Origin of the sequence: Actinoplanes sp. NPDC049598 (assembly GCF_040675435.1) — a bacterium.
Taxonomy (GTDB): Bacteria; Actinomycetota; Actinomycetes; order Mycobacteriales; family Micromonosporaceae; genus Actinoplanes.
This window is the reverse complement of the sequence record NZ_JBFAOX010000002.1, coordinates 120,662-144,019: the sequence shown is the minus strand read 5'-3', so window position 1 is coordinate 144,019 and position 23,358 is coordinate 120,662. Positions and strand designations below refer to the sequence as shown.

The following is a 23,358-nucleotide window of genomic DNA, read 5'->3' as shown; positions in this document are numbered from 1 at the left end:
CCCTCGGCGGTGGGCCGCGCTGTGCGCTCGGTGCCGGCGGCCCGCTCCGGTCTTCGCCATCACCGACGACGGCACCTACGTGGTCGGTTAGCCTCAGGCAGTGCCCCGCGTCGTGAAGCTGGTCAAGCGGAAGCTCAACGGCAACGGGGGTAGCTGGCTCACCTATCACCTCGGTGACGACGCGGTCGGCTCCTGGCTGTTCCATCCCGAAGGCACCTCGTACACGGGGCGGTGGGCCGACGGCCGCGAGGCCACGTGTTTCTCCGGGGTCCCCGAGGCGCCGGGCTGCCCCGTCCTCTACTTCGCACCACATCAGGGCGGTTGGGTCGCTGCTTGGCGGCACACACCCTGGACGGGGATCACCGTCGACTTGTCCCGCCCGGTGACGCGGAGCGGGAACGTGTGGGGCTTCGTCGACCTGGAGCTGGACCTCTGGCACCTGCCGGGTGACGACACGCCTTCCGGCGCCGATCCCCGCCCCAGGCTCAGCCGGCACGGCAGGACCGTCGGCGTCGCCGACGAGGACGAGCTCGACGACGCCGTCGGCCGGGGGTGGATCACAGCCGCCGAGGCGGCGGGGACACGCGCCGAAGCGCAGCGTGTGGCCGACTTCGTGCTCGACGGCGTCCACCCTTTCACCCAGGCCGCGTGGGAACGCTTCGAGCAGGCGATCGCCCGGGGATTACCGGCTCCTCAATCGTGAGGTCAGCGGGGTAGGACGCCCAGCAGGGCGCTCGTCAGGGTCAGCTTCAAGGCTTCCGCCATGTCCAGGTGGAAGCGGGCCAGCTCGGGCTCGGCCTCGTAGGCGGCCTGGAGGCTGGGTGGGGGAGTGCTGTACGCCGACAGGGCGCCGGCCATGACCATGGTCTGCAGGCTGAACAGGGTGGCGTCGTCGCCCAACTCGGGCAGGTGCTTGCCCAGCAGACCCGCCATGGTGGTCAGGCGGTCGAGGGAGGCGCGCTTGTAGCGGGCGACGACCTCGACGGAGACGTTGTGCTCGAGGACGCTGCCCTGGGCGCCGAACAGGTCGCACAGCACGGTCCGGTCGGAGAGGGAGCGGGCGAGGATCTCGGCGACCGCTGTCGCGCGGGCGGGCATGGGCTGGGTCTCGTCGACGCCGGTGGCCAGGTCGGCGGCCAGCTCGGTGAGCCACTCCTGCAGGAAGCGGTCGAGCAGCTCGAGCAGCACGGCCTCGCGGGACTCGAAGTAGCGCAGCACGTTGGGCTTGGCCAGGCCCACCCGGCGGCTGAGCTCGTTGAGGGTGACCGCGGCCACCGGCATCTCGTCGAGCATGGTCGACGCCATGTCGAGGATGGCCTGCCGGCGGATCTCCCGCTGCTCCTCGGTTCGTGCCCGTTGGAATGTCACGACAGCCAGCCTAACTTAAGTACTGCCGGTACGTTGACAGCGTACCGGCAGTACTTTACTGTCGATCCCACAAGATACCTTCGGTACGTTAATGGGGAGACGACATGAGCGAGAAGTGGACCACAGCGAACATCCCGGACCAGCGCGGCCGGGCGGCCGTGATCACCGGGGCCAACACCGGGCTGGGCTTCGAGACCGCGAAGGCGCTCGCCGAGCGCGGTGCGTCGGTGGTGCTCGCCGTGCGCAACGTCGAGAAGGGCAAGCAGGCCGCGGCCCGGATGACCGGCGATGTGACGGTCCAGGCGCTGGATCTGACCTCGCTCGACTCCGTCCGGTCGGCGGCGGCGGAGCTGCGGTCCCGGCTCGGCCGGCTCGACCTGCTGATCAACAACGCCGGCGTGATGTACACCCCGAAGCAGGTCACCCGGGACGGCTTCGAGATGCAGTTCGGCACCAACCACCTCGGGCACTTCGCGCTCACCGGGCTGCTGCTCGACCTGATGCTGCCGGTGCCGGGCTCGCGGGTGGTGACGGTCAGCAGCACCGGCCACCGCATCCGGGCCGCCATCCACTTCGACGATCTACAGTGGGAGCGGTCGTACAGCCGGGTCGGCGCCTACGGTCAAGCCAAGCTGGCCAACCTTATGTTCACGTACGAGCTGCAGCGCCGGCTCGCCCCGCACGGCACCACCACCGCGGTGGCCGCGCACCCGGGTCTCTCCGGCACCGAGCTCGCCCGCAACACCCCGGCCGCCCTCCGGCTCCCGCTGACCTGGCTGGCGCCGGTGATCACCCAGACGCCGGCGATGGGCGCGCTGCCGAGCCTGCGCGCCGCCACCGACCCGGCCGTGCTCGGCGGCCAGTACTACGGCCCCGGCGGCCGCAACCAGATCATGGGTCACCCTCGGCTGGTCACCTCCAGCCCCGAGTCGTACGAGGTGGCGGTCCAGCAGCGGCTCTGGGCTGTCTCCGAGGACCTGACCGGGGTGAAGTTTCCCGTCTGATTTGTTCAAGACGGGGCCGCGGTGAGGCTCTTATCGTCGACGGCATGGCACCTACCTTTCAAGCGATCGGCCTCGCGGTGGCCGACATGGGAGCATCACTCGCGTTCTATCGGCGGCTCGGCCTGGAGTTCCCGGACGGAGCCGACCAGGAGCCGCATGCCGAGTCGGTGGTGGCCGGCGGGATCCGGCTGATGTGGGACACGCATGCGGCGCTGAAGTCCTTCGACCCGGCGTACGAGCCGGAGCCGCCGTCCGGTGGCTGGGCGTTCCTGTGCGCCGATCCGGCCGAAGTGGACAGCACCCACGCCGACCTGGTGGGCGCGGGCTATCAATCGGTCAAGGCGCCCTGGGACGCGCCCTGGGGGCAGCGGTACGCACAGGTCCGCGACCCGGACGGCAACGTCGTCGACCTCTTCGCTCAAGGCAAGTCCGAGCAGTAGCGCACCGGCTCAAGTCCGCACCGGTCGCCTCGGTAGGGGGTCAGGACACGAGGGCGCCCAGCGGCACGCCGGCCATGGCTTTGACCTCGCGGGCGAGGTGGGCCTGGTCGGCGTAGCCGGCGTCGGCCGACACGGCGGCGAACGGGCGGCCGGAGCGGGCCAGGGCGACGGCGCGCTGCATGCGGAAGATGCGGTGCAGCGTCTTCGGGCCGTAGCCGAAGGCGTCGTTGCTGCGGCGCTGCAGCTGGCGAGGGCTGAGGCTGCAGCGGTCGGCGACCGCGCTCACGGGCAGGCCGGCGCGGGCCGCGGCGGCCAGGGCGACCATGGTGCGGTCGGGGGTTCGCCACCGATCAAAGGCGGCCGCGGTCAGGGCGGCCAGCGGGTCGCCGGCCTCGGCGATGGCCCGCACCGCGGCGGCCGGCCACAGGGCGTCGAGGCGCACCTGGCGGTCGACCAGCTCCGAGGCGGGCACGCCCAGGACTCCCGGGCCGGTGCCGGCGCCGAAGCGCAGGGCGGCGTGCCGGCTGCCGGGTGACGGGCGCCCGAGCTGGGCGGTCGTGTCGGGCCCGGCCACGAAGACCGTCCCGTCCTGCCAGATCAGATCGAGGCAGCCGTCGGGCAGGATCCGCAGCGGGGCCGCGCCCGGCGGCGTGACGCTGCGCCACGCTATGACGTGGGGCAGCGGGGACTGCCATTCCTCGTACATGCCCCCGACTCTGCCACGGGGGTACGACGTTCATCTCGGCCCGGACTGCCGCAGATCCTTGACGGCTCCGATCACGCAGAGGCCGGCGGCGGTGGCGATGATCCCGGCGCCGATGTGGACGAGCCAGCCGAGGAGCGATTCATCGTCCACCCAAGCCTCGCCGGCCACCGCGAGCGCGAGGACGACCGCACTGACCACCAGGACCGTGAGGGCCGTGGCGCGATCGGCCGGCGGTTCGGGTTCTTCGGGCACGGTGGGCGCGACCGCATCCGGGGAAATGGCGGCGCGCTCTTCCGGATGGCGCACGTAGTAACTGATCACGGCGGCGGCGAAGCGCGGGTCGGTGCCCTCGCAGGGCAGCTCCGCGCGGTTCGCCGTCCACCCGGAGACCTGGACGAGATCGGGCCGGGCGTAGACGACCCGGACCGCGCCGCGTTCGCCGGTGGGCGGTTCGTCGGCGAGCGCCTCCCAGGGCACGACAACCGAACCGGACCACTTCTCAGCCCGTACACCCGAGGCCGTGACCGTCAGGCCGACGCCCCGCCACATCGCCGGTAGATAAACGAGGAAGGACAGAACGGTCAGCGCCAGAATGATCTTGTCCTTCGGGGCAGTGAAGTCCCCGAGATGAAGGGTGAAGATGCCGATCAGGGCGAAGTGCCCCACCCCGGCCAGGGTGTAGACGATGGTCCGGGGCGTGCGCCATGAGGAGAAGGAGGGCCGGGGCCGCCGCATCGACGGCGCGCCGAAGCAGACCAATAGCAACGCAAGCATGATCCCCGCGATCGCGGCCGGAACCGCGACCCACCCCGCGCCGACGCCGAGCACCACCAGCGCGAGACCGCTCAGCAACACCACGCGGGCGTGCTGAGCAGCCGCAACGGCCAGGTCGAAGATCACCGGGGAAGTGTAGAGGTCAGGAGTCGAAGGAGAACCCCATCAGGTTGGCCGTCTTCAGGATCACACCGTCCCGGCCGCCGTTGCGGTCCGATCGGGCGATGGCCCGGCGGATCACCTGGACCGCCGGGTAGGTCAGCGGCTCGGGCGGGATCGGCAACGGGCGCCTGGTGGCCATCTTCAGGCGCGTACGCGGCGTGTCCGCCCCCGCCAGCAGGTCGAGCATCACCGTGCCGGCGAACCGCGTGGCCGCCACCCCCAGGCCGGTGAACCCACCGGCGTACGCCGTCTTGCCCCTCATCGCCAGGCCCTGGAACGCGGCCAGCTGGGTCGACATGTCGATCATGCCGCCCCAGGTGTGGGTGAACCTGATGTCGGCCAGCTGGGGGAACGTCCGCAGGAAGTGGTCGGCCAGCCGGGCGAAGGTCTCCGGGCGCTGGTCGAACTCGGGCCGGACGCCACGGCCGCGGTGGTAGACGGCGTCGTATCCGCCCCACAGGATCCGGTTGTCGGCGGTCTTGCGGTAGTAGTGGAACTGCCGTGAGGTGTCCGAGATGCCGAAGCGGCCGTGCCAGCCGATCTCGTCGATCTGAGCGTCGGTCAGCGGTTCGGTCATCAGCACGTAGTCGTAGACCGGCAGCGTGAGCAGACGTACGCGGCGCAGCAGTGACGGGAAGCCGTTGGTGGCCAGGACGGCCTGGCGCGCGCGGACGGTGCCCATGGCCGTGGTGGCGAGGACGGTGCTCCCGGCGTCGGTGAGCCGGCTGACCGGGGTGTGCTCGAAGATCCGTACCCCCAGGGTCTGGCACGCGGCCTTGAGGCCCCACGCGAGCTTGGCCGGATGGACCAGGGCGTTGCCTGTCCGGTGGAAGACGCCGCCGCGGTAGAGCGGCGACCGGACGGGCAGCTCGGCGGGGGAGAGGTGCTCGCCGAGCTCGGCCAGCTGGTGCGGCTCGGTCGCGACCGAGAGGGCGCCCTCCTCGGCGTACTCGGCGTCGATCCCGTGCCTGGTCAGGGCCTCGCGGAACCCGGCGAAGTTCTCCGCGGCCAGGGTCTCCAGCACGTCGAGGTCGCCGGCGAAGTACCGCCGCCCGTTGGCCGGGCCGTGGGTGAGGCTGGCCTCGACGAACCCGCCGTTGCGACCGCTCGCCGCCCAGCCAACTTCTTGACCTTCGAGCAGTACGACGTCACGGCCGGGATCCCGCTCCTTGGCCTGCAGCGCGGTCCAGAGCCCGCAATAACCACCGCCCACGATGAGCAGGTCGGTCTCGACGGCCCCGACGAGCGCGGGCCGCGCGGCCGGCCGGCCCGGGTCCTCGAGCCAGAACGGGGTACGGGACGCGCCGGCCAGGGCAGTCCGGAGGCGCGCGGGGTCGGTGCGGAGGTCGAGGTCGTAAGCCGGCCTGGTCATGGGCTCAGCAAATCGCCGGGCTACGCTTAAGTCAATGCGTTGACATAAGGAGGCCTTTTTGGCGACGACCCGTGCGGGCGCAGCGGCCCGGGTCCGGCGGCGCCCCACCCGCAGCGGCGTCATCCTCGAGCCCGGGCTGATCATCGACGCCGCCCTGCGGCTCATCGAGGCCCCCGGCGGCAACGCCCTCACCCTCCGCCGCCTCGGCGTCGAGCTGGGGGCTGACCCGAGCGCCGTCTACCGCTACTTCCGCGACCTGGACGCGCTGCTCATCGCGATCGCCGACCGCCTGCTGGGCGAGACCCTCGCCGGTTACACCCCCGGCCCCGACTGGGCCGCGTCCCTGCGCGAGCTCGGCGAACGCGTCCACGACTCGATGCTGCGCCACCCCCGCCTGGCCCAGCTCCGGGCCGTCCGCTTCACCGCCGGCCCCAACGAACTCCGCGTCGACGACATCGGCATCGGCCTGCTCCTCCGCGCCGGCTTCACGGGCGCCGAAGCCGTCCGCCACTACTCCGACTTCATCGACGCGGTGCTCTCCCTGGCCGCCATGGACGCCGCCGAGCTCACCGCCAACCAGGAGCAAACCGACCGGCAGGCCCTGACCCAGACGTACGCGTCGTTCCCGGCCGCCGACTACCCGAACCTGGCCGCCGTCCGCGAGCACCTGCCCGAGGTCACTTCATCCCCGTTCCCCGGCGTCCTCGTCAAACTGATCTACGCCCTGCAGCAGCAGGCTAGAGGTCGAACTCCCCAGCCTTGACCGCGCCGATGAGTCCCGCCACGCCGCCGGCGTGAACAGCAGCGTCCCACCATCGCGGTCCTTGGTGTCCCGCACCGGAACGACGTCCGGAAGGTCGGTGGCCACCTCGACGCAGTTGCCGCTCCTGGGGACGGGCTGGCCCCGATCCTCGAGTTCGAACTGAGCCGGCGCCGCCTTGGCTCGACTCACGCCGCAGTCGCGCGCCTGGTGGCCGAGGTGGCGGAGTCCAGTGAGGACGATCGGCCCATTGACCGGGGATCTCGGGTTTTGTATAACGTGATGATTGTTTCGTCGGATTCGGGGGAGTTCGACTGTGATCATTACGCTGGTGGCGGATACGTTCGAGGTCAACAACAACGGGACGACTATTTCGGCAAATCGGTTTGCTGAGGGGCTGATCGCGCGCGGGCACGACGTGCGGGTCGTGGCCTGTGGGGTGAGCCGGCATCGGAGCGGCGGGCCGCGGGTTTTCGGGCTGCCCGAGTTGCATGTGCCGGTGGCCAGCCGGCTGGCGCACAAGCAGAGCACGCTCTTCGCCAAGCCGGTGCCGGAGACGCTGACCGAGGCGATCCGGGGCGCCGATGTGGTGCACATCTATCAGCCGTGGGCGCTGGGGCGGGCGGCCGAGCGGACCGCGCGGCGGCTCGGGGTGCCGGCGGTGGCGGCTTTTCATGTGCAGCCGGAGAACATCACCTACAACGTCGGGCTGGGCTGGTTCCGGCCGGCGGCGCATCTTGTCTACTTCTTGTTGCGGCTGTTCTTCTACGGGCGCTTCGCCGACATTCATTGCCCGTCGACTTTCATTGCCGCGCAGATGCGCGCGCACGGCTATCGCGCGCGCTTGCATGTCATCAGCAACGGCGTCGACGCCGCTTTCCGGCCCGGACCGGCGGATCGGGCCGACGGCCTGTTCAAGATCTTGATGACGGGCCGGTTCGCGGCCGAGAAGCGGCAGGACGTGGTCATCCGGGCGGTGCGGCGGTCGCGCTACGCCGACAAGATCCAGCTGTACTTCGCCGGGCACGGGCCCCGGGAGAGACGACTGAAACGGCTGGGCGCGACGCTGCGGAACGAACCGCGGTTCGGCTACTACGCGCAGGACGAGCTGATCGAGCTCATCCGCGCCTGCGACCTCTACGTGCACGCCTCGGACGCCGAGATCGAGGGCCTGGCCTGCCTGGAGGCCTTCTCGTGCGGGCTGGTGCCGATCATCTCCGACAGCCGCCGCAGCGCCACCGGCCAGTTCGCCCTGGAGCCGCGCAACCTGTTCCGCGCCGGCGATCCGTCGTCGCTGGCCGAGCGGATCGACGACTGGATCGAGGACGCGGCCGGCCTCGCCACCGCCTCGGAGTCGTACGCCCGCTACGGCCGTTCGTTCTCGGTCGAGCGCAGCGTCCGGGCCGTCGAGCGCGTCTACGCCCGCGCCGGCAAGCCCCCCGAGCGCCCCGCCGGTTACCAGAGCCTCCCGTACCGCCTGTTCTCGGCCGTCTTCTACTACGCCGTCGCCATCCCGCTGCTGTTCCTCGCCACCCGGGTGGTCCTCGGTGTGCGTAGCGAGGGCAAAATCCGGCTTCCGAAAACCGCCGTCACCGTCGCCAACCACGTCCATCACCTCGACAGCGCGCTCGTCGCCCTGGCCGTGTTCCCGCGCCGGGCCGTTTTCACCTCGGCCCCGATCAACCTGGAGAACCGCTGGTACGGCGCTCTGGTGCGCCTGCTCGGCGGGATCGCTGTGCCGCGTACGGCCGTGGAACTGCCCTTGTTCTTCGCCGAGTTGGAGCTGTTCCTGGCCAACGGCCGGCTCGTCCACTTCTTCCCCGAGGGCGAGCTCAAGCCGTACGAGACCGGGCTGCGCCCCTTCCAGCGGGGCGCCTTCCATCTGGCCGCGCGGGCCCGGGTGCCCGTGGTGCCGTTGTCGATCCGGTTCACACCGAGCCGGTGGCGCCGCCGCCCGACCATGATCGTGATGTCCGGCGAGCCGATCGTCCCGGCCGCGGCCGACCCGCGCCGGGACCGCGACGCCCGGTGGGAACTGACCCGGCGGCGGATGACGCACGCCATTGTGCCGGCCATCGGCCGATGGCAGCCTTCTCCCGTGCGCCGCCGACTGCCCCTCTGGACCGAAGTCACGTTCTCCCTGCTCTCCGGGGTCGGGTCGTTCGTCGTCGTGGCCGTGCTCAGCACCTATCTGCGCGACCACGTGCCGACCGTGCACGCGCCCGTGCTGGGGCTGGGCATGCTGGCCGTGGTGCTGGCCATCGCCCGTACCGCCGGCATCATGTTCGCCCTGCCGGTGGGCGTGGCCGCGGTGCTGGCCTTCGACTGGTACTTCCTGCCGCCGCTGCGCGTGCTGAACGACACCTCGCTGATCGTGCTGGGCCTGTTCATCGGCACCGCGACGATCGTCTCGACGGTCGCCACGGTGGCCATCCGGCGGGCCGTCGAGTCGGAGCGGGCCCGCGGCGACCTGGCCGGGGAGCAGGCCGCCCTGCGCCGGGTCGCCACCCTGGTGGCCGCGCAGGCCAAACCGGCCGAGGTCTTCACCGCGATCGCCGACGAGCTGGCCGGGCTGATCGGGGCCGAGGGCACGTACGTGGCCCGGTTCGACGGCGACGACGCGGTGACCGTCGTCGCCACGTACGGCCTGCTCAGCGAGCCGATGCCGGTGGGCCGGCGGCTTGAGCTGGGCTCCTCGTCGGTGCTGATGGCGTCGGCCATCGAGCGGGGCGAGCCGCTCAAGCGGGTCGGGGCGCCGTTCCGGACCGGGCCGTTCCGCGACATCATCGAGCGGCTGGGCCTTCAGGCGGGCATCGCCACGCCGGTGACGGTCGGCGGCGCCCAGTGGGGTGTGATCATCGCGGCCACCACCCAGCCCGACTTCCCGCCCGGCACCGAGGCCCGGATCTGCGACTTCATGGAGCTCGCGGCCACCGCCATCGCCAACACGCAGGCCGAGCAGCGGCTGCGCGAGCTGGCCGAGACCCAGGCCTCGCTGCGCCGGCTCGCGCTGCTCATCGCGCAGGGCGAGGCCCCGGAGCGGGTGTTCGCCGCCGTGACCCAGGAGGTGCTGCGCCACTTCGGCGGCGGGCATGTCCGACTTGTCAGATATGAGCTTGACGGAACCACCTCGCTGTTGGCCGGAGACTCGTGGGACGGCACTGCGCTGTCAGAAGAAGTGCGCACCACAGGTCGCGCGGCCCGGGTCGACGACACCGCGGTCGGCGTGCCCATCCACGTCAACGGCCGGCTGTGGGGCATGTTCGTGGTCGGGCGGGGTGAGGAGGAGCTGCCGGCCGACACCGAGACCCGGATGACCGAGTACACCGACCTGGTCGCGACCGCCGTGGCCGACGCGCAGAGCCGGGCCGACCTGCAGAGCTCCCGGGCCCGGATCGTGGCCGCGGCCGACGAGGCCCGCCGGCGCATCGAGCGCGACCTGCACGACGGCGCCCAGCAGCGGCTGGTGGCGCTGGCCCTGCGGCTGCGCGGGGTGGGGATGGACACCGAGGGGGAGACCCGGCGCGGGGTGACCGACGTCGCCGGCGACCTGATGACGGTCATCGACGAGCTGCGCGAGCTGTCCCGCGGCATCCACCCGGCGGTTCTCTCCGATTCCGGCCTGCGGCCGGCCCTGCGGGCGCTTGCGCGCCGTTCGCCGCTTCCGGTGGAGGTGGACGTACGCCTGGAAGCGCGCCCGCCGCAAGCGGTGGAGGTCGGCGCGTACTACGTGGTCTCGGAGATGGTGACCAACGCGGCCAAGCATTCGGGCGCCTCGGTGGTCGAGGTGGCCGTCGACACCGACGGTGATGCGCTGCGGCTGGTGGTCCGCGACGACGGCGCCGGGGGAGCGGATCCCACGCGCGGCACCGGTCTGCTGGGCCTCAAGGACCGCATCGAGGCTTTGGGCGGCACGTTCGACGTGCGCAGCCCCGCGGGCGGCGGCACGACCGTGACGTGCCGGGTGCCCTTGGTCAGGCCGCGACCTGATGGGCAGTGACCGGCTGCGGGGCCCGGCGCTTACGGCTGGCCAGGTCGATGACGGGCGCGGCCCGCACCGCGCTGTCGAGCACGATGGCGCCGTTGCACAACATGGCCCACCCGAGGTCGGCGTGATGCATGATGACCTGCGCGCTCTCGGCGCCGGGCTGGTCGATCGCGGGGCACTGCGGCTGGTGTTCGCACATGACTACAGCCTCGTCATCCGAGTGGTTCCGCACATCGCCGTTAGCCCGACTTCCGCCTACCGGCTCCCCGGTACCGGCTAGCCGGTAGCCGACCGGCGATAATCCCCCCATGAGCGGGATGCGGGTGGTGATCGCGGAGGACGACGTCCTGCTGCGCGAGGGGCTGGCGAGTCTGCTGGAGCGGTCCGGGCTGGACGTGCTGGGCCAGGCGGGCGACGCGGTCGAGCTGATGCGCCTGGTCCGCGAGACCAAGCCGGAGCTGGTGGTGGTCGACGTGCGGATGCCGCCGACCAACACGACCGAGGGCCTGCGCGCGGCCAAGCAGATCCGCGACGAGCTGCCCGAGACCGGGATCCTGGTCCTGTCCGCCTACGCCGACGTCGAGCAGGCGATGGAGCTGCTGGCCAGCGGCCGGCGCATCGGTTACCTGCTGAAGAGCCGGATCACCGACGTCGGCGAGTTCCTGGCCGCGCTCGAGCGGATCGCCGGTGGCGGCTCGGTCATCGACCCCGGCCTGGTCGAGGAGCTGGTCAGCTCCCGCCGCCGCGACGACCCGCTCGCGGTGCTGAGCACACGCGAGCGCGAGGTGCTGGGGCAGATGGCCGAGGGCCAGTCCAACGCCGGCATCGCCCGGCGGCTGTTCATCACCGAGGGCACGGTGGAGAAGCACGTCCGCAGCGTACTGGCGAAGTTGCAGTTGCCCGAGACCGACGACCACCACCGCCGGGTGCTAGCGGTGCTGGCCTTCCTGGAGGCCCGATAGCAGCGCCTCGACGCCCGCCGCGGAGAGGTGCAGTTTCGACAGGAAGCCGATGGCCGGGCTCTCCTCGATCAGGTCGGCGTAATCGTCGCCGGCGTGCGTCGAGATCATGATGACCGGAGTCGGCGCGAGCCGCCGGGCCACGTCGAAGCCGCTCTCGCCGCCCAGGTTGATGTCGACCAGGGCCACGTCCGGCCCGAGGTCGGCGGCGCGGCGCACGGCGTCCGCGAGGTGCGCGGCCGTGCCCGCCACGACCAGTCCCTCGCGCTCGAGGAGGTCGCGCGCGGCGGTCAGGAAGTGCTCGTTGTCGTCGACGAGCAGGCAGCGCAGGGTCACCCGCCAAGGGTGGCATCCCCGGACATCCGCCGCATTCCTGCTAGCGGTAGTCCGGGGATGCCGATCACCTACTTTCCGTACGCCTGGAACTCCGCCACGCGCACGTTCAGCGCCTGCGGGCTGGCCGTGGCGCAGTCGGTGTTGGCCCGCGGGTCGGCGTCCTGCTCACCGGCGTAGGCCGGCCCGCCCGTGCACTGGTTGGTCAGCACCTCGAGACGCAGGTGGGTGGCGCTGGCCGGCCGGATGTCGAACGACTTGATGATCAGCTCCGGCGCGCGCGGGCGCGGCTTGCCCGACGGGAACGCGTCCGGCCGGCTCGTGTACACCGTCCGGAAGTCGGCCGCGTTCGCACACGTGACCGTGGCCGACGCGGTGCACGCCTGTACCCGGAACTGGCGCAGAGCCGACCACCGGTTCTGCACGGTCGCGTCCGGGTCGGTCTGGATCTGCGGCCGCAGCAGGGCGCTCACCTGCACCCTCCGTACCGTCTGGGCCTTGTCGCCGGCCAGGTCGACGGTGACCTGGCGGCCCGCCACCGGCGCGCCCAGCGAGGCCCAGTTGGTGGCCTCGTCGTCGTCGGTGAGCCGGGCCAGGTTGACGCCGTCGCCGGTCGCCGTGGACCCGGCGGCGCCCGAGGCCAGGTTGACCGGCATCCGCACGCTCAGCGTCCGGGTCTGTCCCGGGTGGTACGCGGACTCGGCCACCCGGGCGTGCCCGTGGCCGGGCGCCTGCGCGACGAACCGGTACGAGCCCGGCACGATGCCGACCGTGTCGGGGATGGCCGTGGCGGGGTCGGTGTCGGCGATCGGCACCGCACGGGCCTGGTAGTCACCGGCGTACAGCTTGGCCCCGGCCACCGCCTGGCCGCGCTCGTCGACCGGGCGGAACCGGACAGTGGCCTCCTTGGCGTAGGGGGAGGTGAAGTCCGGGCGCGGGTCGGCGTCGGCGGCGCCGTTGCTCGCGGCGTTCTGGCCCAGGCCGCGGCGGGCGAAGGCGTTCCACAGCAGGTCCTGGTTCCGGCCGCCGAAGCGGACCAGGTCGGCCCCGAGCAGCGCGTCGCGGGCGTCGACCTGGCTGTTCTCGCTGTTGGCCATCAGCAGGAACGAGTCGAAGACCAGCTGGATCCAGCGCCGGTTGCCCGGGCAGGACGTCACCGGCACGCGGCCGTTGGCACAGGCCTTCTGCAGCGCCGGCGTGCCCGAGCCGTACCGCTTCATCATCGCGGCCCGGATGTCGAAGTTCGTCGCGCTCCACAGCTCGCCCGAGGCGTGCACCTGCAGGCCGACCAGGTCGTAGTCGACGCTGGCGTACGTCAGCTGGGGGTTGCGGCTCATGTTGTAGTTGCGGATGCCGGCCGTCGGGTCGCTGGTGACGTACTGGCCGATCGTGTACGTCTTCTGGTAGCCGTGCTCGTACAGGTACTCGATCGCGAGCTGGTCGGACCAGCTCTCGCTCATGCCCTGGGGCGAGCTCAGCCCGCCGTCCGGGCCGGCGATCATGCGGTTGGTCACGGCGTGGCCGTACTCGTGGGCGATGACCGACATGTCGTAGTCACCGTCGACGCAGGGCCCGTAGAAGGTGCCCGCGATCGGCTGCCACAGGTACATGTTGGTGATCGGCGCCTCGCCGTCGGGCGGGGTGATCTGGTTGGCGTTGTTGCGCGCGGCGAACGTGGGCGGGCCGCCGCTGATGCCGCCGGCCTGCGCGTTGCCCTGCTCGTAGTCGTCGGCCAGCCCGCCCGGGCGCAGGTTGTCGTCCTGCATGTTCCACGTGGCCTCGGTGAAGCCCAGGTGGTACGTCCAGTCGTGCATCCGGTTGTGCATGGCGAACAGGTTGCCGCGGGCCGCGTCGATGTCGTTCTTCTGCGGTGTCTCGAACGTCGTGGGCGCGCAGCGCTCGCGGTGCCACTGGTTGGTCCAGCGGTAGTCGTACTTGCGGTTCGGGCGCGGGGTGGCGGTCTCGGTGCCGACCGTGAACGGGTCGCTGGAGTTCCAGTTCTCCACCGCGATGGCGTTGTTGCCGCGGGTGGTGAAGCTGGGCTCGCCGGTCGAGGGGATCACGTCCCAGGCCAGCGGCGAGGCGGACGTACGCACGTTCTCGTCGCAGCGGGGCCCGGGGGCGAAGCACCACGTACGGCGGGTGTCCCGCGACGAGTAGTCGGTGGGCGGGTTGGCCGGGAAGACCTCCCACTCCGGGTGGTCGCTGTCGGCGTCGACGATGTCGTCGCGGACCAGCACCTGGCCGTCGCGGGCGTCGACGTACGACGTGAAGGCCACCGGATCGGCCCCGCGCAGGTCGTCGCCGATCGTCACCTGGTAAGCGGCCCGGGCGCCGCGGTCCGCCGTGGGCACGGCCACGAGCTTGGACGCCATCACGGTCGCGCCGGGCAGGCCGGCCTCGGCCTTGGCGGCGGCCGCGGCCTGGTCGGCGCCGAGCGTGGCCGGCTCGGGCGCGGCCGCGTCCCGGGCGAGCGACGAGCTGACGTACCACACCTTCCCGTCGCGTACGCCGACCGAGAGCAGGCCGTCGCGGCCGGCCACCAGGTCGCCGAAGCGCTGGCGGAAGACGACCGCCGCGCCCTCCCCGAGCGGGGCGGAGGTCAGCAGCTCGAGCGAGTCGGCGCCGGCCGCGGTCAGGCCGAGGACGTCGCGGTGGCCGGCGACGTAGGCCCGGGCCGCGGCCACCGGGTCGGCCGCTAGGCCCGTGGCCAGCGGTTCCGTGGTGGCGGTCAGGCTGGCCGGCGTGCCGAAGGTGTTCCAGCGGACCTGGTCGCCCGCGGTCTTCGTCTTCTGGGCCGAGGTGGGGGCGACGTGGCCCTGGCGGTAGTCCTTGCTTCCGTCACCGGGATGGCTGTCCGGGCTCGCGGGCGCGGCCTGGCTGCCGGATCCGGCGACCAGGACGAGCGCGGCCGCGAGCAGACCGGCGGTGGCTCCCGCCGACGCACGGGATGGAGCGCGCACGGTACCTCCTTTGTGGAACGGGTGTCCCCGTCATCCGATCGCACCGCCCGGCCCCGCGACATGGGCCAAACATCTAAATGCGTCGATCAAAGGTCAGATTTCTCAGGTCCGGCCGGGCCTGGTCGATGGGGGCATCCGTGGGAATTCGCCGGCGGTGGTCCGGGCTGACGATCGAGCCGGTCGTGGCCCTGGTCGTCGTCCTCGTGCTGCACCCGTTCGACCTGGTCGGGCGGGCGCCGCTGGTGCTCACCGTCCTGCCGATGGTGCTGTTCGGCGTCCTGCAGCACCCGGTCCTGGTCACCCGGCGCCTCACGCCCTACCTGCACCTACTGGCGGCGGGCTGGATCGTCTACGTGACCGGCTGGGGCCCGGTCCTGCCCCTGGCCTTCGCCCTGGTGGTCACGTACTACGTGCGTGACTTCGGCGCACGGTTGTGGCGGCCGATGGCGGTCGGGACGGCCGTCTGCATCGGGCTGGGACAGCTCGGCATCGCCCTCGGCTGGGTCTTCACCTATCTGCCGCCGACCCCGGCCCAGGCCACGGGTCTGCTGGGGCTGCTGCTCACGGTGTTGTTCATCCGCGCCCTCGGGCACAGCGCCGAGGAGCGCGAACAGGCCGAGGCCTCGGTGCGCGACACCGCCGCGCTGTACCAGGCGCTGGTGCAGGACTCGACCGACGTGTACTGCGTCGTCGAGGCCACCGGCGAGATGCGCTACGTCTCGCCCGCGATCCGCAACCTCACCGGGTTCGGCGCCGAGGCGTACGCCGGGGCCAACTGGACCACGCAGGTGGACCCGGACGGCGTCGTCCTGGCCCGGGCCGCGATCGAACGGTGCCTGGCCGACCCGGCCGAACCGCAGGCGGTGCAGTTGCGGGCGCGGCACGCCGGCGGCGGCTGGCGCTGGGTCGAGGGAACCGTGCGCAACCTGATCGCGCATCCCGCGGTCGGGGCCCTGGTGGTCAACTTCCGCGACGTCACCGAGCGCGTCGAGATGCAGGAGCGGCTCACCCACGAGGCGACCTACGACCACCTGACCGGGCTGCACAACCGGGCGGCGTTCCTGCGCGGGCTCGCGGCGGCGCCGCTCACCGCCGGGGTCGCGGTGCTCTTCGTCGACCTCGACGGCTTCAAGGCGGTCAACGACACGTACGGGCACCGGTACGGCGACGCCCTGCTCGCGTCGGTGGCGGGGGTGCTGCGCTCCTGCGTACGGCCGGAGGATCTGCTCGGCCGGCTCGGCGGGGACGAGTTCGGGGTCGTGCTGGCCTCGGGGTCGCCGCTGACGGTGGCGGGGCGGATCCTGGCCGCGCTCGACCAGCCGGTGACCGTCGACGGAGTGACGCTGCGGGCGCGGGCCAGCATCGGCGTGGCGGCGGCCGACCCCTCCTGCGGATCGGCGGCCGAGCTGCTGGACCGGGCCGATCTGGCCATGTACGACGCCAAGCGGGCGGGCACGCACGGAGTACACGTGTATGAGCTCCAGGCGGCCGACCGCTAGGGTGCTCCATCGTGAAGCGTCTAACTCTTGTTCTCGCTGCCCTGCCGCTCGCCCTGCTGGGCGCCTGCGGTTCCGACTCGGACAAATCCGAAAACAGCGACTCGGCGGCCGCCCCGGCGTCCTCGGCCGCCGCTCCCGCCACGTCCGCCGCTCCGGCCACGTCCTCCGCGGCGGCCGCCGCGCCCGCCGCCTCGGGTGACAAGGCACTGTGCGAGCAGGCCAACCAGGCCAAGCTGACGATGGCCAAGTCGCTCGCCACGGTCGCCAACGCGCAGGGCGAGTTCGACCCGGCCGGCCTGAAGAAGGTCGTCGCGACCTTCTCCAAGGACCTCGGCAAGATCGCGGAGTCCGGCGGCGACAGCCCGGTGGCCAAGGACCTCAAGACCCTGTCCGCGCAGTTCGCCAAGGCCGCCGCCAGCTCTGAGCCGGAGAAGGTGCTCGACAGCGGCGACACCGACAAGGCGGGGGAGAGCTTCGACGCGGCGTGCGCCAAGCTCGGCGTGAAGCCCTCTGTTTGATCTACATAAGTCCTGGCTGAACGGCTAGGGGGCGGGCGGCCGTCCGGCGGTTCACAGCGAGAGCACAATCGTGATCTTGTAACTCGCCAGGCTTTGATCATCCGCGGAAGGCCACCAGATGACAGCGACGACGGCCCCCGCGGGGTCCCGCAACCGGTACATCGACACGTTGCGGGCCGTGGCCATCGTGCGGGTGATCATCTATCACGCCTTCGGCTGGGCGTGGCTGAGCTTCGTGCTGCCGGCGATGGGCGTGATGTTCGCGATCGCCGGCTCGCTCATGGCCGCGTCGCTGGCCAAGGCGGGCGCGCGCAAGGCCGTGTGGTCGCGCATCCGGCGGCTGCTGCCCGCCCTGTGGGTGTTCGGGGCCATCGCCGTGCCGATCATGCTCTGGCACGGCTGGCACACCAGCGACCCCGACCACCCGCTGCACAAGCTCCAGCTGGTCTTCTGGGTCTTCCCGCTGGAGGACCCGCCCGGCAGCAGCTGGGGGGAGCCGTTCTGGGAGGTGCTCTGGTACCTGCGCGCGTACCTCCTGTTCGTCCTGGTCTCGCCCCTGCTGTGGCTGTTGTACAAGCGGCTGTCGTGGGCGGTCGTGCTGGCCCCGCTGGCCGGTCTCGGTCTGCTCGTCTACACCGGCTTCCGGCTGCCCGACCAGATCGACGGCGTCATGTGGGACTTCGTGACCTACGCGGCGTGCTGGATCGCCGGTTTCGCCCACCGCGACGGCCGCCTGGCCCGGCTGCCGCTCTACGTCCTGCTGCCGGCGATCGCCGCGCTCGGCGCCTACGGCGGCTACTACCTGTTCACCCACCCGACCGAGTACGGCTACGACCTGAACTCGGAGCCGATCGCCCGCACGTTCTGGTCGCTGGCGTTCGTCCTGATCGCCCTGCGCCTCAAGCCGTCGATGGCCTTCCTGGACAAGGTCCCGGCCCTGGCCGAGGGCATCCGCGTCATCAACGCCCGGGCCATCACGATCTACCTGTGGCACTACCCGCTGATCACCGTGGCCGCGATGCTGCTCGAGCACTACCACGTGCAGTGGGCCACGCCGACCTACATCGGCTGGATGCTGGTGGTGGAGTCGGCCCTGGTCATCGCGGCCGTGCTGGTCTTCGGCTGGGTCGAGGACGTCTCGGCCAAGCGCAAGGCGTCGCTCTGGCCGCCCGCCCCACGGGCCTTGATCCCGGCCGTCGCGACAGCCGCTCCCGTCGCTGCCGCCGTTCCCGTCGCTCCGGCCGTTCCCGTCGCTGCCGCCGCTCCGGTCGTTCCCGCCGGTCCGCTGAAGCCGATCATGGTTCCCCTGACCCCGCCCACCGTCCCGCCCGCCGCCCGCGGCGTGGCCCAGGTCATCCCCGCCAACGACACTCAGCGCTACCCGCAGAACCCGCCGTACCCGCCGCGCTGAGACGCGCCGCTCCGCCGCAGAAGCTCGCCGTGCCCCCGCGCGGCGAGCTTTTTCGTCACTGCGTGCGACGTCACGACGGCGCGCCGAAAACTTGATCTGTTCCAGAAAAGTGGTCTAGGGTTTGCCGCATGACGGCCGACCTCGAGGCGCAGCTCCGGGCGGTCTCGTTGCGCGTGACCCGTCCCCGGCTGGCGGTGCTGGGCGCGCTGCGCGACCACCCGCACGTCGACACCGACACCGTGATCTCGCTCGTTCGGGCGGATCTCCCCGCGGTGTCCCACCAGGCGGTGTATGACGTACTGCGTGTGCTCACCGATGCCGGCCTGTTGCGCCGCATCCAGCCCCGCGGTGCCACCGCCCGCTACGAGACCCGGGTGAGTGACAACCACCACCACCTCGTGTGCCGCGGCTGTGGCGCGATCGAGGACGTCGCGTGCGCCGTCGGCCACGCCCCCTGTCTCACCGCGTCCGACGACCACGGCTTCGTGGTCGACGAGGCGGAAGTCGTCTACTGGGGCACCTGCCCCGACTGTTCGGAAGGAAACTGATGTCTGACACCTTCGACCCGAAGTCCGGCGGCTGCCCGGTCGACCACGACTCCGTCACCGCCCACGGCAGTGAGAGCGAGAACCCGGCGATCGACTCGCCGACCCCCAAGACCGGTGGGCGCCCGCGCACCAACCGCGACTGGTGGCCCAACCAGCTCGACCTGTCGGTGCTGCACGCCCACTCGTCCAAGGCCAACCCGCTCGGCCCCTCCTTCGAGTACGCGAAGGAGTTCGCCAAGCTCGACGTCGAGGCGATCAAGCGCGACATCGCCGAGACGCTGCACTCCTCGCAGGAGTGGTGGCCGGCCGACTTCGGCCACTACGGCGGCCTGATGATCCGGATGAGCTGGCACGCCGCCGGCACGTACCGCATCCAGGACGGCCGCGGTGGCGCCGGCGACGGCGGCCAGCGCTTCGCCCCGCTCAACAGCTGGCCCGACAACGCCAACCTGGACAAGGCGCGCCGCCTGCTCTGGCCGGTCAAGCAGAAGTACGGCCAGAAGATCTCCTGGGCCGACCTGCTGGTGCTGGCCGGCAACGTGGCCCTGGAGGACATGGGCTTCCAGACCTTCGGTTTCGGCTTCGGCCGGGTCGACACGTGGGAGCCCGAGGAGATCTTCTGGGGTCCCGAGGACACCTGGCTCGGCGACGAGCGCTACGCCTCCGAGAAGACGATGGCCGAGGGCGTCGGGGCCACCGAGATGGGCCTGATCTACGTCAACCCCGAGGGCCCGAAGGGCAGCGCCGACCCGCTCGCCGCGGCGCACTTCATCCGGGAGACGTTCGCCCGGATGGCGATGAACGACGAGGAGACCGTCGCGCTGATCGCCGGTGGTCACACCTTCGGCAAGACCCACGGCGCCGGTGTCGCCGACGGCCACGTCGGCCCCGAGCCCGAGGGCGCCCCGATCGAGGCCCAGGGCCTCGGCTGGCTGAGCACCTACGGCAGCGGCAAGGGCAAGGACCAGATCACCTCCGGCCTCGAGGTCACCTGGACCGACAAGCCGACCCAGTGGAGCAACCGCTTCTTCGAGATCCTGTTCAAGTACGAGTGGGAGCTCACCACGAGCCCCGGCGGCGCCAAGCAGTACGTGGCCAAGACGACCGACGAGATCATCCCGGACGCCTTCGACCCGGAGAAGAAGCACCGCCCGACGATGCTGACCACCGACCTGGCGCTGCGGGTCGACCCGGCGTACGAGAAGATCTCGCGCCGCTTCCTGGAGAACCCCGAGGAGTTCCGTCTCGCGTTCGCCAAGGCCTGGTACAAGCTGCTGCACCGTGACATGGGCCCGGTCAGCCGCTTCCTCGGCCCGTGGGTTCCCGAGGCCCAGCTCTGGCAGGACCCGGTCCCGGCCGTCGAGGGCCCCCTGGTCAGCGAGGCCGACGTCACCGGTCTCAAGGCGAAGGTCCTCGACTCCGGCCTCTCGGTGGCCGAGCTGGTGCAGGCCGCGTGGGCGTCGGCCGCGAGCTTCCGCTCGACCGACAAGCGTGGTGGCGCCAACGGCGCCCGCATCCGTCTCGAGCCGCAGCGCAGCTGGGAGGTCAACCAGCCGGTGGCCGCGACCATCGCCAAGCTCGAGGGCATCCAGCAGGAGTTCAACGCGGCCGGTGGCGCGCAGATCTCCCTGGCCGACCTGATCGTGCTGGCCGGCTCGGCCGCGGTGGAGAAGGCGGCGGCCGACGCCGGCGTCAAGGTCACCGTGCCCTTCCGCGCGGGCCGTACCGACGCCACGCAGGAGCAGACCGACGTCGAGTCGTTCAAGGTCCTCGAGCCCCGCGCCGACGGTTTCCGCAACTACCTGCGCCCGGGCGAGAAGACCCAGCCCGAGATCCTGCTGGTCGACCGCGCCTACATGCTCAACCTGACCGCGCCCGAGATGACCGTGCTGGTCGGCGGTCTGCGCGCCCTCGGCAACAACTTCGGCGGCAGCCAGCTCGGCGTGCTGACCGACAAGCCGGGCGTGCTGACCAACGACTTCTTCGTCAACCTGCTCTCCCCGGGCACCAAGTGGAAGGCCGCCGAGTCCGGCGAGCACGTCTACGAGATCCGCGACCTCGCCACCGACCAGGTGAAGTGGACCGCCTCGGCGACCGACCTCATCTTCGGCTCCAACTCACAGCTGCGCGCCCTCGCGGAGGTCTACGCCAGCGACGACGCCCAGGAGAAGTTCGTCACCGACTTCGTCGCCGCCTGGACGAAGGTCATGGAGCTCGACCGCTACGACCTCGCCTGATCCGTTGCCGTAAGAAGAGCCCGGCCGGTCGATGACCGGCCGGGCTCTTTCCGCGCAGCCGGTCAGAGGCGGAAGCGGCCGACGATCACCTGAAGCTCCGACGACACCCGCGACAGGTTGTCGACCGTCATGGTGGCCCGGGTCAGGGCGGCCGTGGTCGACTGGGCGGCGTTGGCCACCCCGGTGATGTTGGAGGCGATGTCGGTCGTACCGCCGGAAGCGTCACCCACGCTGCGGGTCATCTCGCCGGTCGTGGCCGTCTGCTCCTCGACCGCCGAGGCGATGGTCACCTGGTAGTCGTTGATCCGGGCGATGATGCGGCTGATCTCGCCGATGGCGTCGACCGCGCTGGACGTGTCGGCCTGGATCGCCTCGACCCGCCGCGAAATGTCCTCCGTGGCCTTGGCCGTCTCCTGGGCCAGGTCCTTGACCTCGCCCGCCACGACCGCGAAACCCTTGCCGGTCTCGCCGGCCCGGGCCGCCTCGATCGTCGCGTTCAGGGCCAGCAGGTTCGTCTGCTCGGCGATGGCGGTGATCGTCTTGACCACGTTGCCGATCTCGGCCGAGCTCTCACCCAGCTTCGACACGGTCCGGTTGGTCGCCTCGGCGACCCCGACCGCCTGGGCCGCGACCTGCACGGCGTCGTTGGCGTTCTGGCTGATCTCGCGGATCGACGCGCCCATCTCCTCCGAGCCGGCGGCCACGGTCGACACGTTGATCGACACGTGGTCGGCGGCCGAGGCCACCACGTCGGCCTGCGCCGCCGCCTCCCGGGCGTGCACCGAGATCTCCTGGTTGGCCTCGGACAGATCCGCCCCGGCCGCGGCCAGCGTGGCCGCGGTCGCGGTGACCTCGTTCAGCGTGTTGCGCAGCCCGTCGCGGGCCTCGTTGACGGCGATCGCCATCTGGCCGATCTCGTCCCGGCCGTACACGGTGGCCGACTTGGTCAGGTCGTTGGCGGCCAGCGACCGCAGCGCCGTGCCGACCGAGTTCACCTGGCGTTTGATGGTCGACGAGATGACGTACGCCAGCAGCAGTGCCAGCAGCAGGCCGACCACGATGGCGACGATGACCCAGGTCCGCGCCGAGGAGTAGGCCGAGGCGGCCTTCTCGGCCCGCTGGTTGGCCTCGGTCTTCTCCAGGTCCTCGAGACCGTCGACGGTGTCGTTGACCGTCTTCTCGGCGTCGTTGAAAGCGGCGCCGACATCGGTCGGCGCGGTGAAACCGGCCGGTGGGGTCTCCCGGAAGAAGAGGACGTTGCGCAGGTCCCGGTACGTCGACAGGCCCCGGCCGAGGGTGGTGACGGCCGTCTGCCGGGTGGTCGAGCCCGCCGCCGCGGCCGTATAGGCCTTGAGCGCCGCGTCGATCTCATTGTCCGCGGCCTTCGTCTTCGTGACGGCGTCGGCCTTCTCCGCGGCGGTGGGCGAGACGGAGTAGACGAGCATCTCGCGATACATCGTGGCCAGGCCGCCCTGCACACCCAGCAGGTTTCCCATGCTCTCGACGTGCTTGGTCTTCATCGCCGTGAGCTCGTCGTTCAGCGCGCCCATCCGGTTGATGCCGATGATCCCGACCCCGAGCGCCGCGACGGCGAGGATCGCGACCAGCACCCCGATCTTGCTGTTGATCTTCATGTTGGCGAACGACCGCGTAACCGCGTTCCCGCCCGGGTGCTGCGTGCTCGTAGTCATGCCATGCCTCGTGTTGATCGCTCGGTGGCCGCTCACCTGACAAATCGGTCAGGTGGCCGGTTCCGTGAGCCGTTGCACAACTTATTTTCGAAGCCCCCAGGGCAGCCGCACCGGTACCGCGGGCACGTCACCGCTCATTACTCGTTTCAGGAGCATTTCGAGGCCGTACGGGAAAATGTCCTCCGTGGTGCTCTGCAGCTCCCCGACGCTCCACCAGCGGAAGCCCCGGTAGTGGGTCTGCTCGAGGGCCGTGTGGCCCGAAGTGTCGACCTCGTGAGCGTGCACCCGGTGCAGAAAGAAGTCGTCGCGGAACAGACCCGAGGCCCAGCTGAACTCGACGTGCCCCTCGCTGTAGGCGATCGGCCGCAACTCCCCGGGTGCCACGGCCAGCCCGACCTCCTCATGCAGCTCCCGCGCGGCCGCGGTGGAGAGGTCCTCGCCCTCCTCGACCGCGCCACCGGGAGTAAGCCAAAGATGACCCTGGCTGGGCGGGGCCAGCGCCGACCGAAGCAGCAGAACCCGATCGGCCGCGTTGAGGAGGATCACGCGCGCCGAGCGCCGAGCATATTGAGACACATGAACACTCTAGGGCGGGCCGTCGCCGCAATTCGGGTGCCGGATCCGG

The 23,358-nt window shown here is 71.1% G+C and carries 20 protein-coding genes and 1 pseudogene; 11 read left to right on the top strand and 10 right to left on the bottom strand.

Features of this window, described 5'->3' with window-relative positions; translation table 11 throughout:
• The first annotated feature begins 100 nt into the window (after window positions 1-100).
• Entirely contained in the window at window positions 101-703 is a 603-nt protein-coding gene (locus tag AB0J66_RS06475; RefSeq protein ID WP_364656322.1) for a hypothetical protein, read from the top strand.
• A gap of 2 nt (window positions 704-705) precedes the next feature.
• Here AB0J66_RS06475 and AB0J66_RS06470 read toward each other — a convergent pair whose 3' ends face one another.
• Window positions 706-1,368 carry a TetR/AcrR family transcriptional regulator gene (locus tag AB0J66_RS06470; protein WP_364656320.1) on the bottom strand — a complete coding sequence of 221 codons (663 nt, stop codon included), beginning with the start codon at window positions 1,366-1,368 and terminating at the stop codon, window positions 706-708.
• 104 nt (window positions 1,369-1,472) lie between these two features.
• Between AB0J66_RS06470 and AB0J66_RS06465 the strand changes: the two genes are divergently transcribed.
• Together AB0J66_RS06465 and AB0J66_RS06460 are read left to right on the top strand one after the other, a co-directional pair.
• A complete protein-coding gene (locus AB0J66_RS06465; protein WP_364656319.1) occupies window positions 1,473-2,372 on the top strand; it encodes an SDR family NAD(P)-dependent oxidoreductase in 900 nt (299 codons plus the stop codon).
• 44 nt (window positions 2,373-2,416) lie between these two features.
• Window positions 2,417-2,812 carry a VOC family protein gene (locus tag AB0J66_RS06460; RefSeq protein WP_364656317.1) on the top strand — a complete coding sequence of 132 codons (396 nt, stop codon included), beginning with the start codon at window positions 2,417-2,419 and terminating at the stop codon, window positions 2,810-2,812.
• A 40-nt stretch (window positions 2,813-2,852) separates the two neighbouring features.
• On the opposite strand, the gene AB0J66_RS06455 is transcribed toward AB0J66_RS06460, so the two are convergent.
• From AB0J66_RS06455 to AB0J66_RS06445, 3 genes are read right to left on the bottom strand one after another with little or no spacing between them, the layout of a single operon-like run.
• On the bottom strand, window positions 2,853-3,518 hold the full coding sequence (locus AB0J66_RS06455) for a helix-turn-helix domain-containing protein (RefSeq protein ID WP_364656315.1): 666 nt from the start codon (window positions 3,516-3,518) through the stop codon (window positions 2,853-2,855).
• Window positions 3,519-3,548: 30 nt separating this feature from the next.
• Window positions 3,549-4,418, bottom strand: coding sequence for a hypothetical protein (locus tag AB0J66_RS06450; RefSeq protein ID WP_364656312.1), 870 nt, complete (start codon window positions 4,416-4,418; stop codon window positions 3,549-3,551).
• A gap of 16 nt (window positions 4,419-4,434) precedes the next feature.
• On the bottom strand, window positions 4,435-5,826 hold the full coding sequence (locus AB0J66_RS06445; RefSeq protein ID WP_364656310.1) for an FAD-binding oxidoreductase: 1,392 nt from the start codon (window positions 5,824-5,826) through the stop codon (window positions 4,435-4,437).
• 58 nt (window positions 5,827-5,884) lie between these two features.
• Here AB0J66_RS06445 and AB0J66_RS06440 point away from each other — a divergent pair, with 58 nt between their 5' ends.
• Entirely contained in the window at window positions 5,885-6,589 is a 705-nt protein-coding gene (locus AB0J66_RS06440) for a TetR/AcrR family transcriptional regulator (RefSeq protein ID WP_364656307.1), read from the top strand.
• A gap of 15 nt (window positions 6,590-6,604) precedes the next feature.
• Here AB0J66_RS06440 and AB0J66_RS06435 read toward each other — a convergent pair.
• Window positions 6,605-6,709 (bottom strand): annotated as a pseudogene (locus AB0J66_RS06435) (DUF397 domain-containing protein); the annotation flags it as partial.
• 208 nt (window positions 6,710-6,917) lie between these two features.
• Here AB0J66_RS06435 and AB0J66_RS06430 point away from each other — a divergent pair.
• Window positions 6,918-10,586 carry a glycosyltransferase gene (locus AB0J66_RS06430; protein ID WP_364656305.1) on the top strand — a complete coding sequence of 1,223 codons (3,669 nt, stop codon included), beginning with the start codon at window positions 6,918-6,920 and terminating at the stop codon, window positions 10,584-10,586.
• On the opposite strand, the gene AB0J66_RS06425 is transcribed toward AB0J66_RS06430, so the two are convergent.
• Window positions 10,561-10,773 (bottom strand): DUF5999 family protein, encoded by a 213-nt coding sequence (locus AB0J66_RS06425; protein WP_364656302.1) that lies wholly within the window; start codon window positions 10,771-10,773, stop codon window positions 10,561-10,563. The two genes, AB0J66_RS06430 and AB0J66_RS06425, sit on opposite strands and share 26 nt — an antisense overlap.
• A 118-nt stretch (window positions 10,774-10,891) precedes the next feature.
• On the opposite strand from AB0J66_RS06425, the gene AB0J66_RS06420 reads away from it, so the two are divergent.
• The gene (locus tag AB0J66_RS06420; protein ID WP_364657342.1) at window positions 10,892-11,536 is read left to right on the top strand and encodes a response regulator transcription factor; all 645 of its coding nucleotides are present in this window, start codon (window positions 10,892-10,894) and stop codon (window positions 11,534-11,536) included.
• On the opposite strand, the gene AB0J66_RS06415 is transcribed toward AB0J66_RS06420, so the two are convergent.
• Together AB0J66_RS06415 and AB0J66_RS06410 are read right to left on the bottom strand one after the other, a co-directional pair.
• Window positions 11,504-11,869, bottom strand: a complete 366-nt coding sequence (locus tag AB0J66_RS06415) for a response regulator (RefSeq protein ID WP_364656299.1) — start codon at window positions 11,867-11,869, stop codon at window positions 11,504-11,506. The genes AB0J66_RS06420 and AB0J66_RS06415 overlap by 33 nt on opposite strands.
• Before the next feature lie 68 nt (window positions 11,870-11,937).
• Window positions 11,938-14,829 (bottom strand): M36 family metallopeptidase, encoded by a 2,892-nt coding sequence (locus tag AB0J66_RS06410; protein WP_364656297.1) that lies wholly within the window; start codon window positions 14,827-14,829, stop codon window positions 11,938-11,940.
• A 137-nt stretch (window positions 14,830-14,966) separates the two neighbouring features.
• Here AB0J66_RS06410 and AB0J66_RS06405 point away from each other — a divergent pair, with 137 nt between their 5' ends.
• From AB0J66_RS06405 to katG, 5 genes are all read left to right on the top strand, one after another.
• Window positions 14,967-16,328 (top strand): sensor domain-containing diguanylate cyclase, encoded by a 1,362-nt coding sequence (locus tag AB0J66_RS06405; protein WP_364656294.1) that lies wholly within the window; start codon window positions 14,967-14,969, stop codon window positions 16,326-16,328.
• Between the two features lie 11 nt (window positions 16,329-16,339).
• The gene (locus tag AB0J66_RS06400) at window positions 16,340-16,846 is read left to right on the top strand and encodes a hypothetical protein (RefSeq protein ID WP_364656293.1); all 507 of its coding nucleotides are present in this window, start codon (window positions 16,340-16,342) and stop codon (window positions 16,844-16,846) included.
• A gap of 118 nt (window positions 16,847-16,964) precedes the next feature.
• Complete coding sequence (locus tag AB0J66_RS06395) at window positions 16,965-18,257, top strand: acyltransferase (protein ID WP_364656290.1); 1,293 nt, start codon at window positions 16,965-16,967, stop codon at window positions 18,255-18,257.
• A gap of 128 nt (window positions 18,258-18,385) precedes the next feature.
• Complete coding sequence (locus AB0J66_RS06390; protein WP_364656287.1) at window positions 18,386-18,805, top strand: Fur family transcriptional regulator; 420 nt, start codon at window positions 18,386-18,388, stop codon at window positions 18,803-18,805.
• Window positions 18,805-21,042, top strand: a complete 2,238-nt coding sequence (gene katG / locus AB0J66_RS06385; RefSeq protein ID WP_364656284.1) for a catalase/peroxidase HPI — start codon at window positions 18,805-18,807, stop codon at window positions 21,040-21,042. The genes AB0J66_RS06390 and katG overlap by 1 nt, the downstream gene beginning before the upstream one ends.
• Before the next feature lie 62 nt (window positions 21,043-21,104).
• Here katG and AB0J66_RS06380 read toward each other — a convergent pair whose 3' ends face one another.
• The gene (locus tag AB0J66_RS06380; RefSeq protein WP_364656282.1) at window positions 21,105-22,733 is read right to left on the bottom strand and encodes a methyl-accepting chemotaxis protein; all 1,629 of its coding nucleotides are present in this window, start codon (window positions 22,731-22,733) and stop codon (window positions 21,105-21,107) included.
• Between the two features lie 81 nt (window positions 22,734-22,814).
• Window positions 22,815-23,309 (bottom strand): NUDIX domain-containing protein, encoded by a 495-nt coding sequence (locus AB0J66_RS06375; RefSeq protein WP_364656279.1) that lies wholly within the window; start codon window positions 23,307-23,309, stop codon window positions 22,815-22,817.
• Window positions 23,310-23,358 lie beyond the last annotated feature (49 nt).

Coding starts and splice junctions, on each gene's coding strand:
- AB0J66_RS06395 (WP_364656290.1), top strand. CDS start 16,965: ATGACAGCGACGACGGCCCCCGCGGGGTCCCGCAACCGGTACATCGAC.
- katG (WP_364656284.1), top strand. CDS start 18,805: ATGTCTGACACCTTCGACCCGAAGTCCGGCGGCTGCCCGGTCGACCAC.
- AB0J66_RS06445 (WP_364656310.1), bottom strand. CDS start 5,826: ATGACCAGGCCGGCTTACGACCTCGACCTCCGCACCGACCCCGCGCGC.
- AB0J66_RS06465 (WP_364656319.1), top strand. CDS start 1,473: ATGAGCGAGAAGTGGACCACAGCGAACATCCCGGACCAGCGCGGCCGG.
- AB0J66_RS06390 (WP_364656287.1), top strand. CDS start 18,386: ATGACGGCCGACCTCGAGGCGCAGCTCCGGGCGGTCTCGTTGCGCGTG.
- AB0J66_RS06460 (WP_364656317.1), top strand. CDS start 2,417: ATGGCACCTACCTTTCAAGCGATCGGCCTCGCGGTGGCCGACATGGGA.
- AB0J66_RS06455 (WP_364656315.1), bottom strand. CDS start 3,518: ATGTACGAGGAATGGCAGTCCCCGCTGCCCCACGTCATAGCGTGGCGC.
- AB0J66_RS06420 (WP_364657342.1), top strand. CDS start 10,892: ATGCGGGTGGTGATCGCGGAGGACGACGTCCTGCTGCGCGAGGGGCTG.
- AB0J66_RS06425 (WP_364656302.1), bottom strand. CDS start 10,773: ATGTGCGAACACCAGCCGCAGTGCCCCGCGATCGACCAGCCCGGCGCC.
- AB0J66_RS06380 (WP_364656282.1), bottom strand. CDS start 22,733: ATGACTACGAGCACGCAGCACCCGGGCGGGAACGCGGTTACGCGGTCG.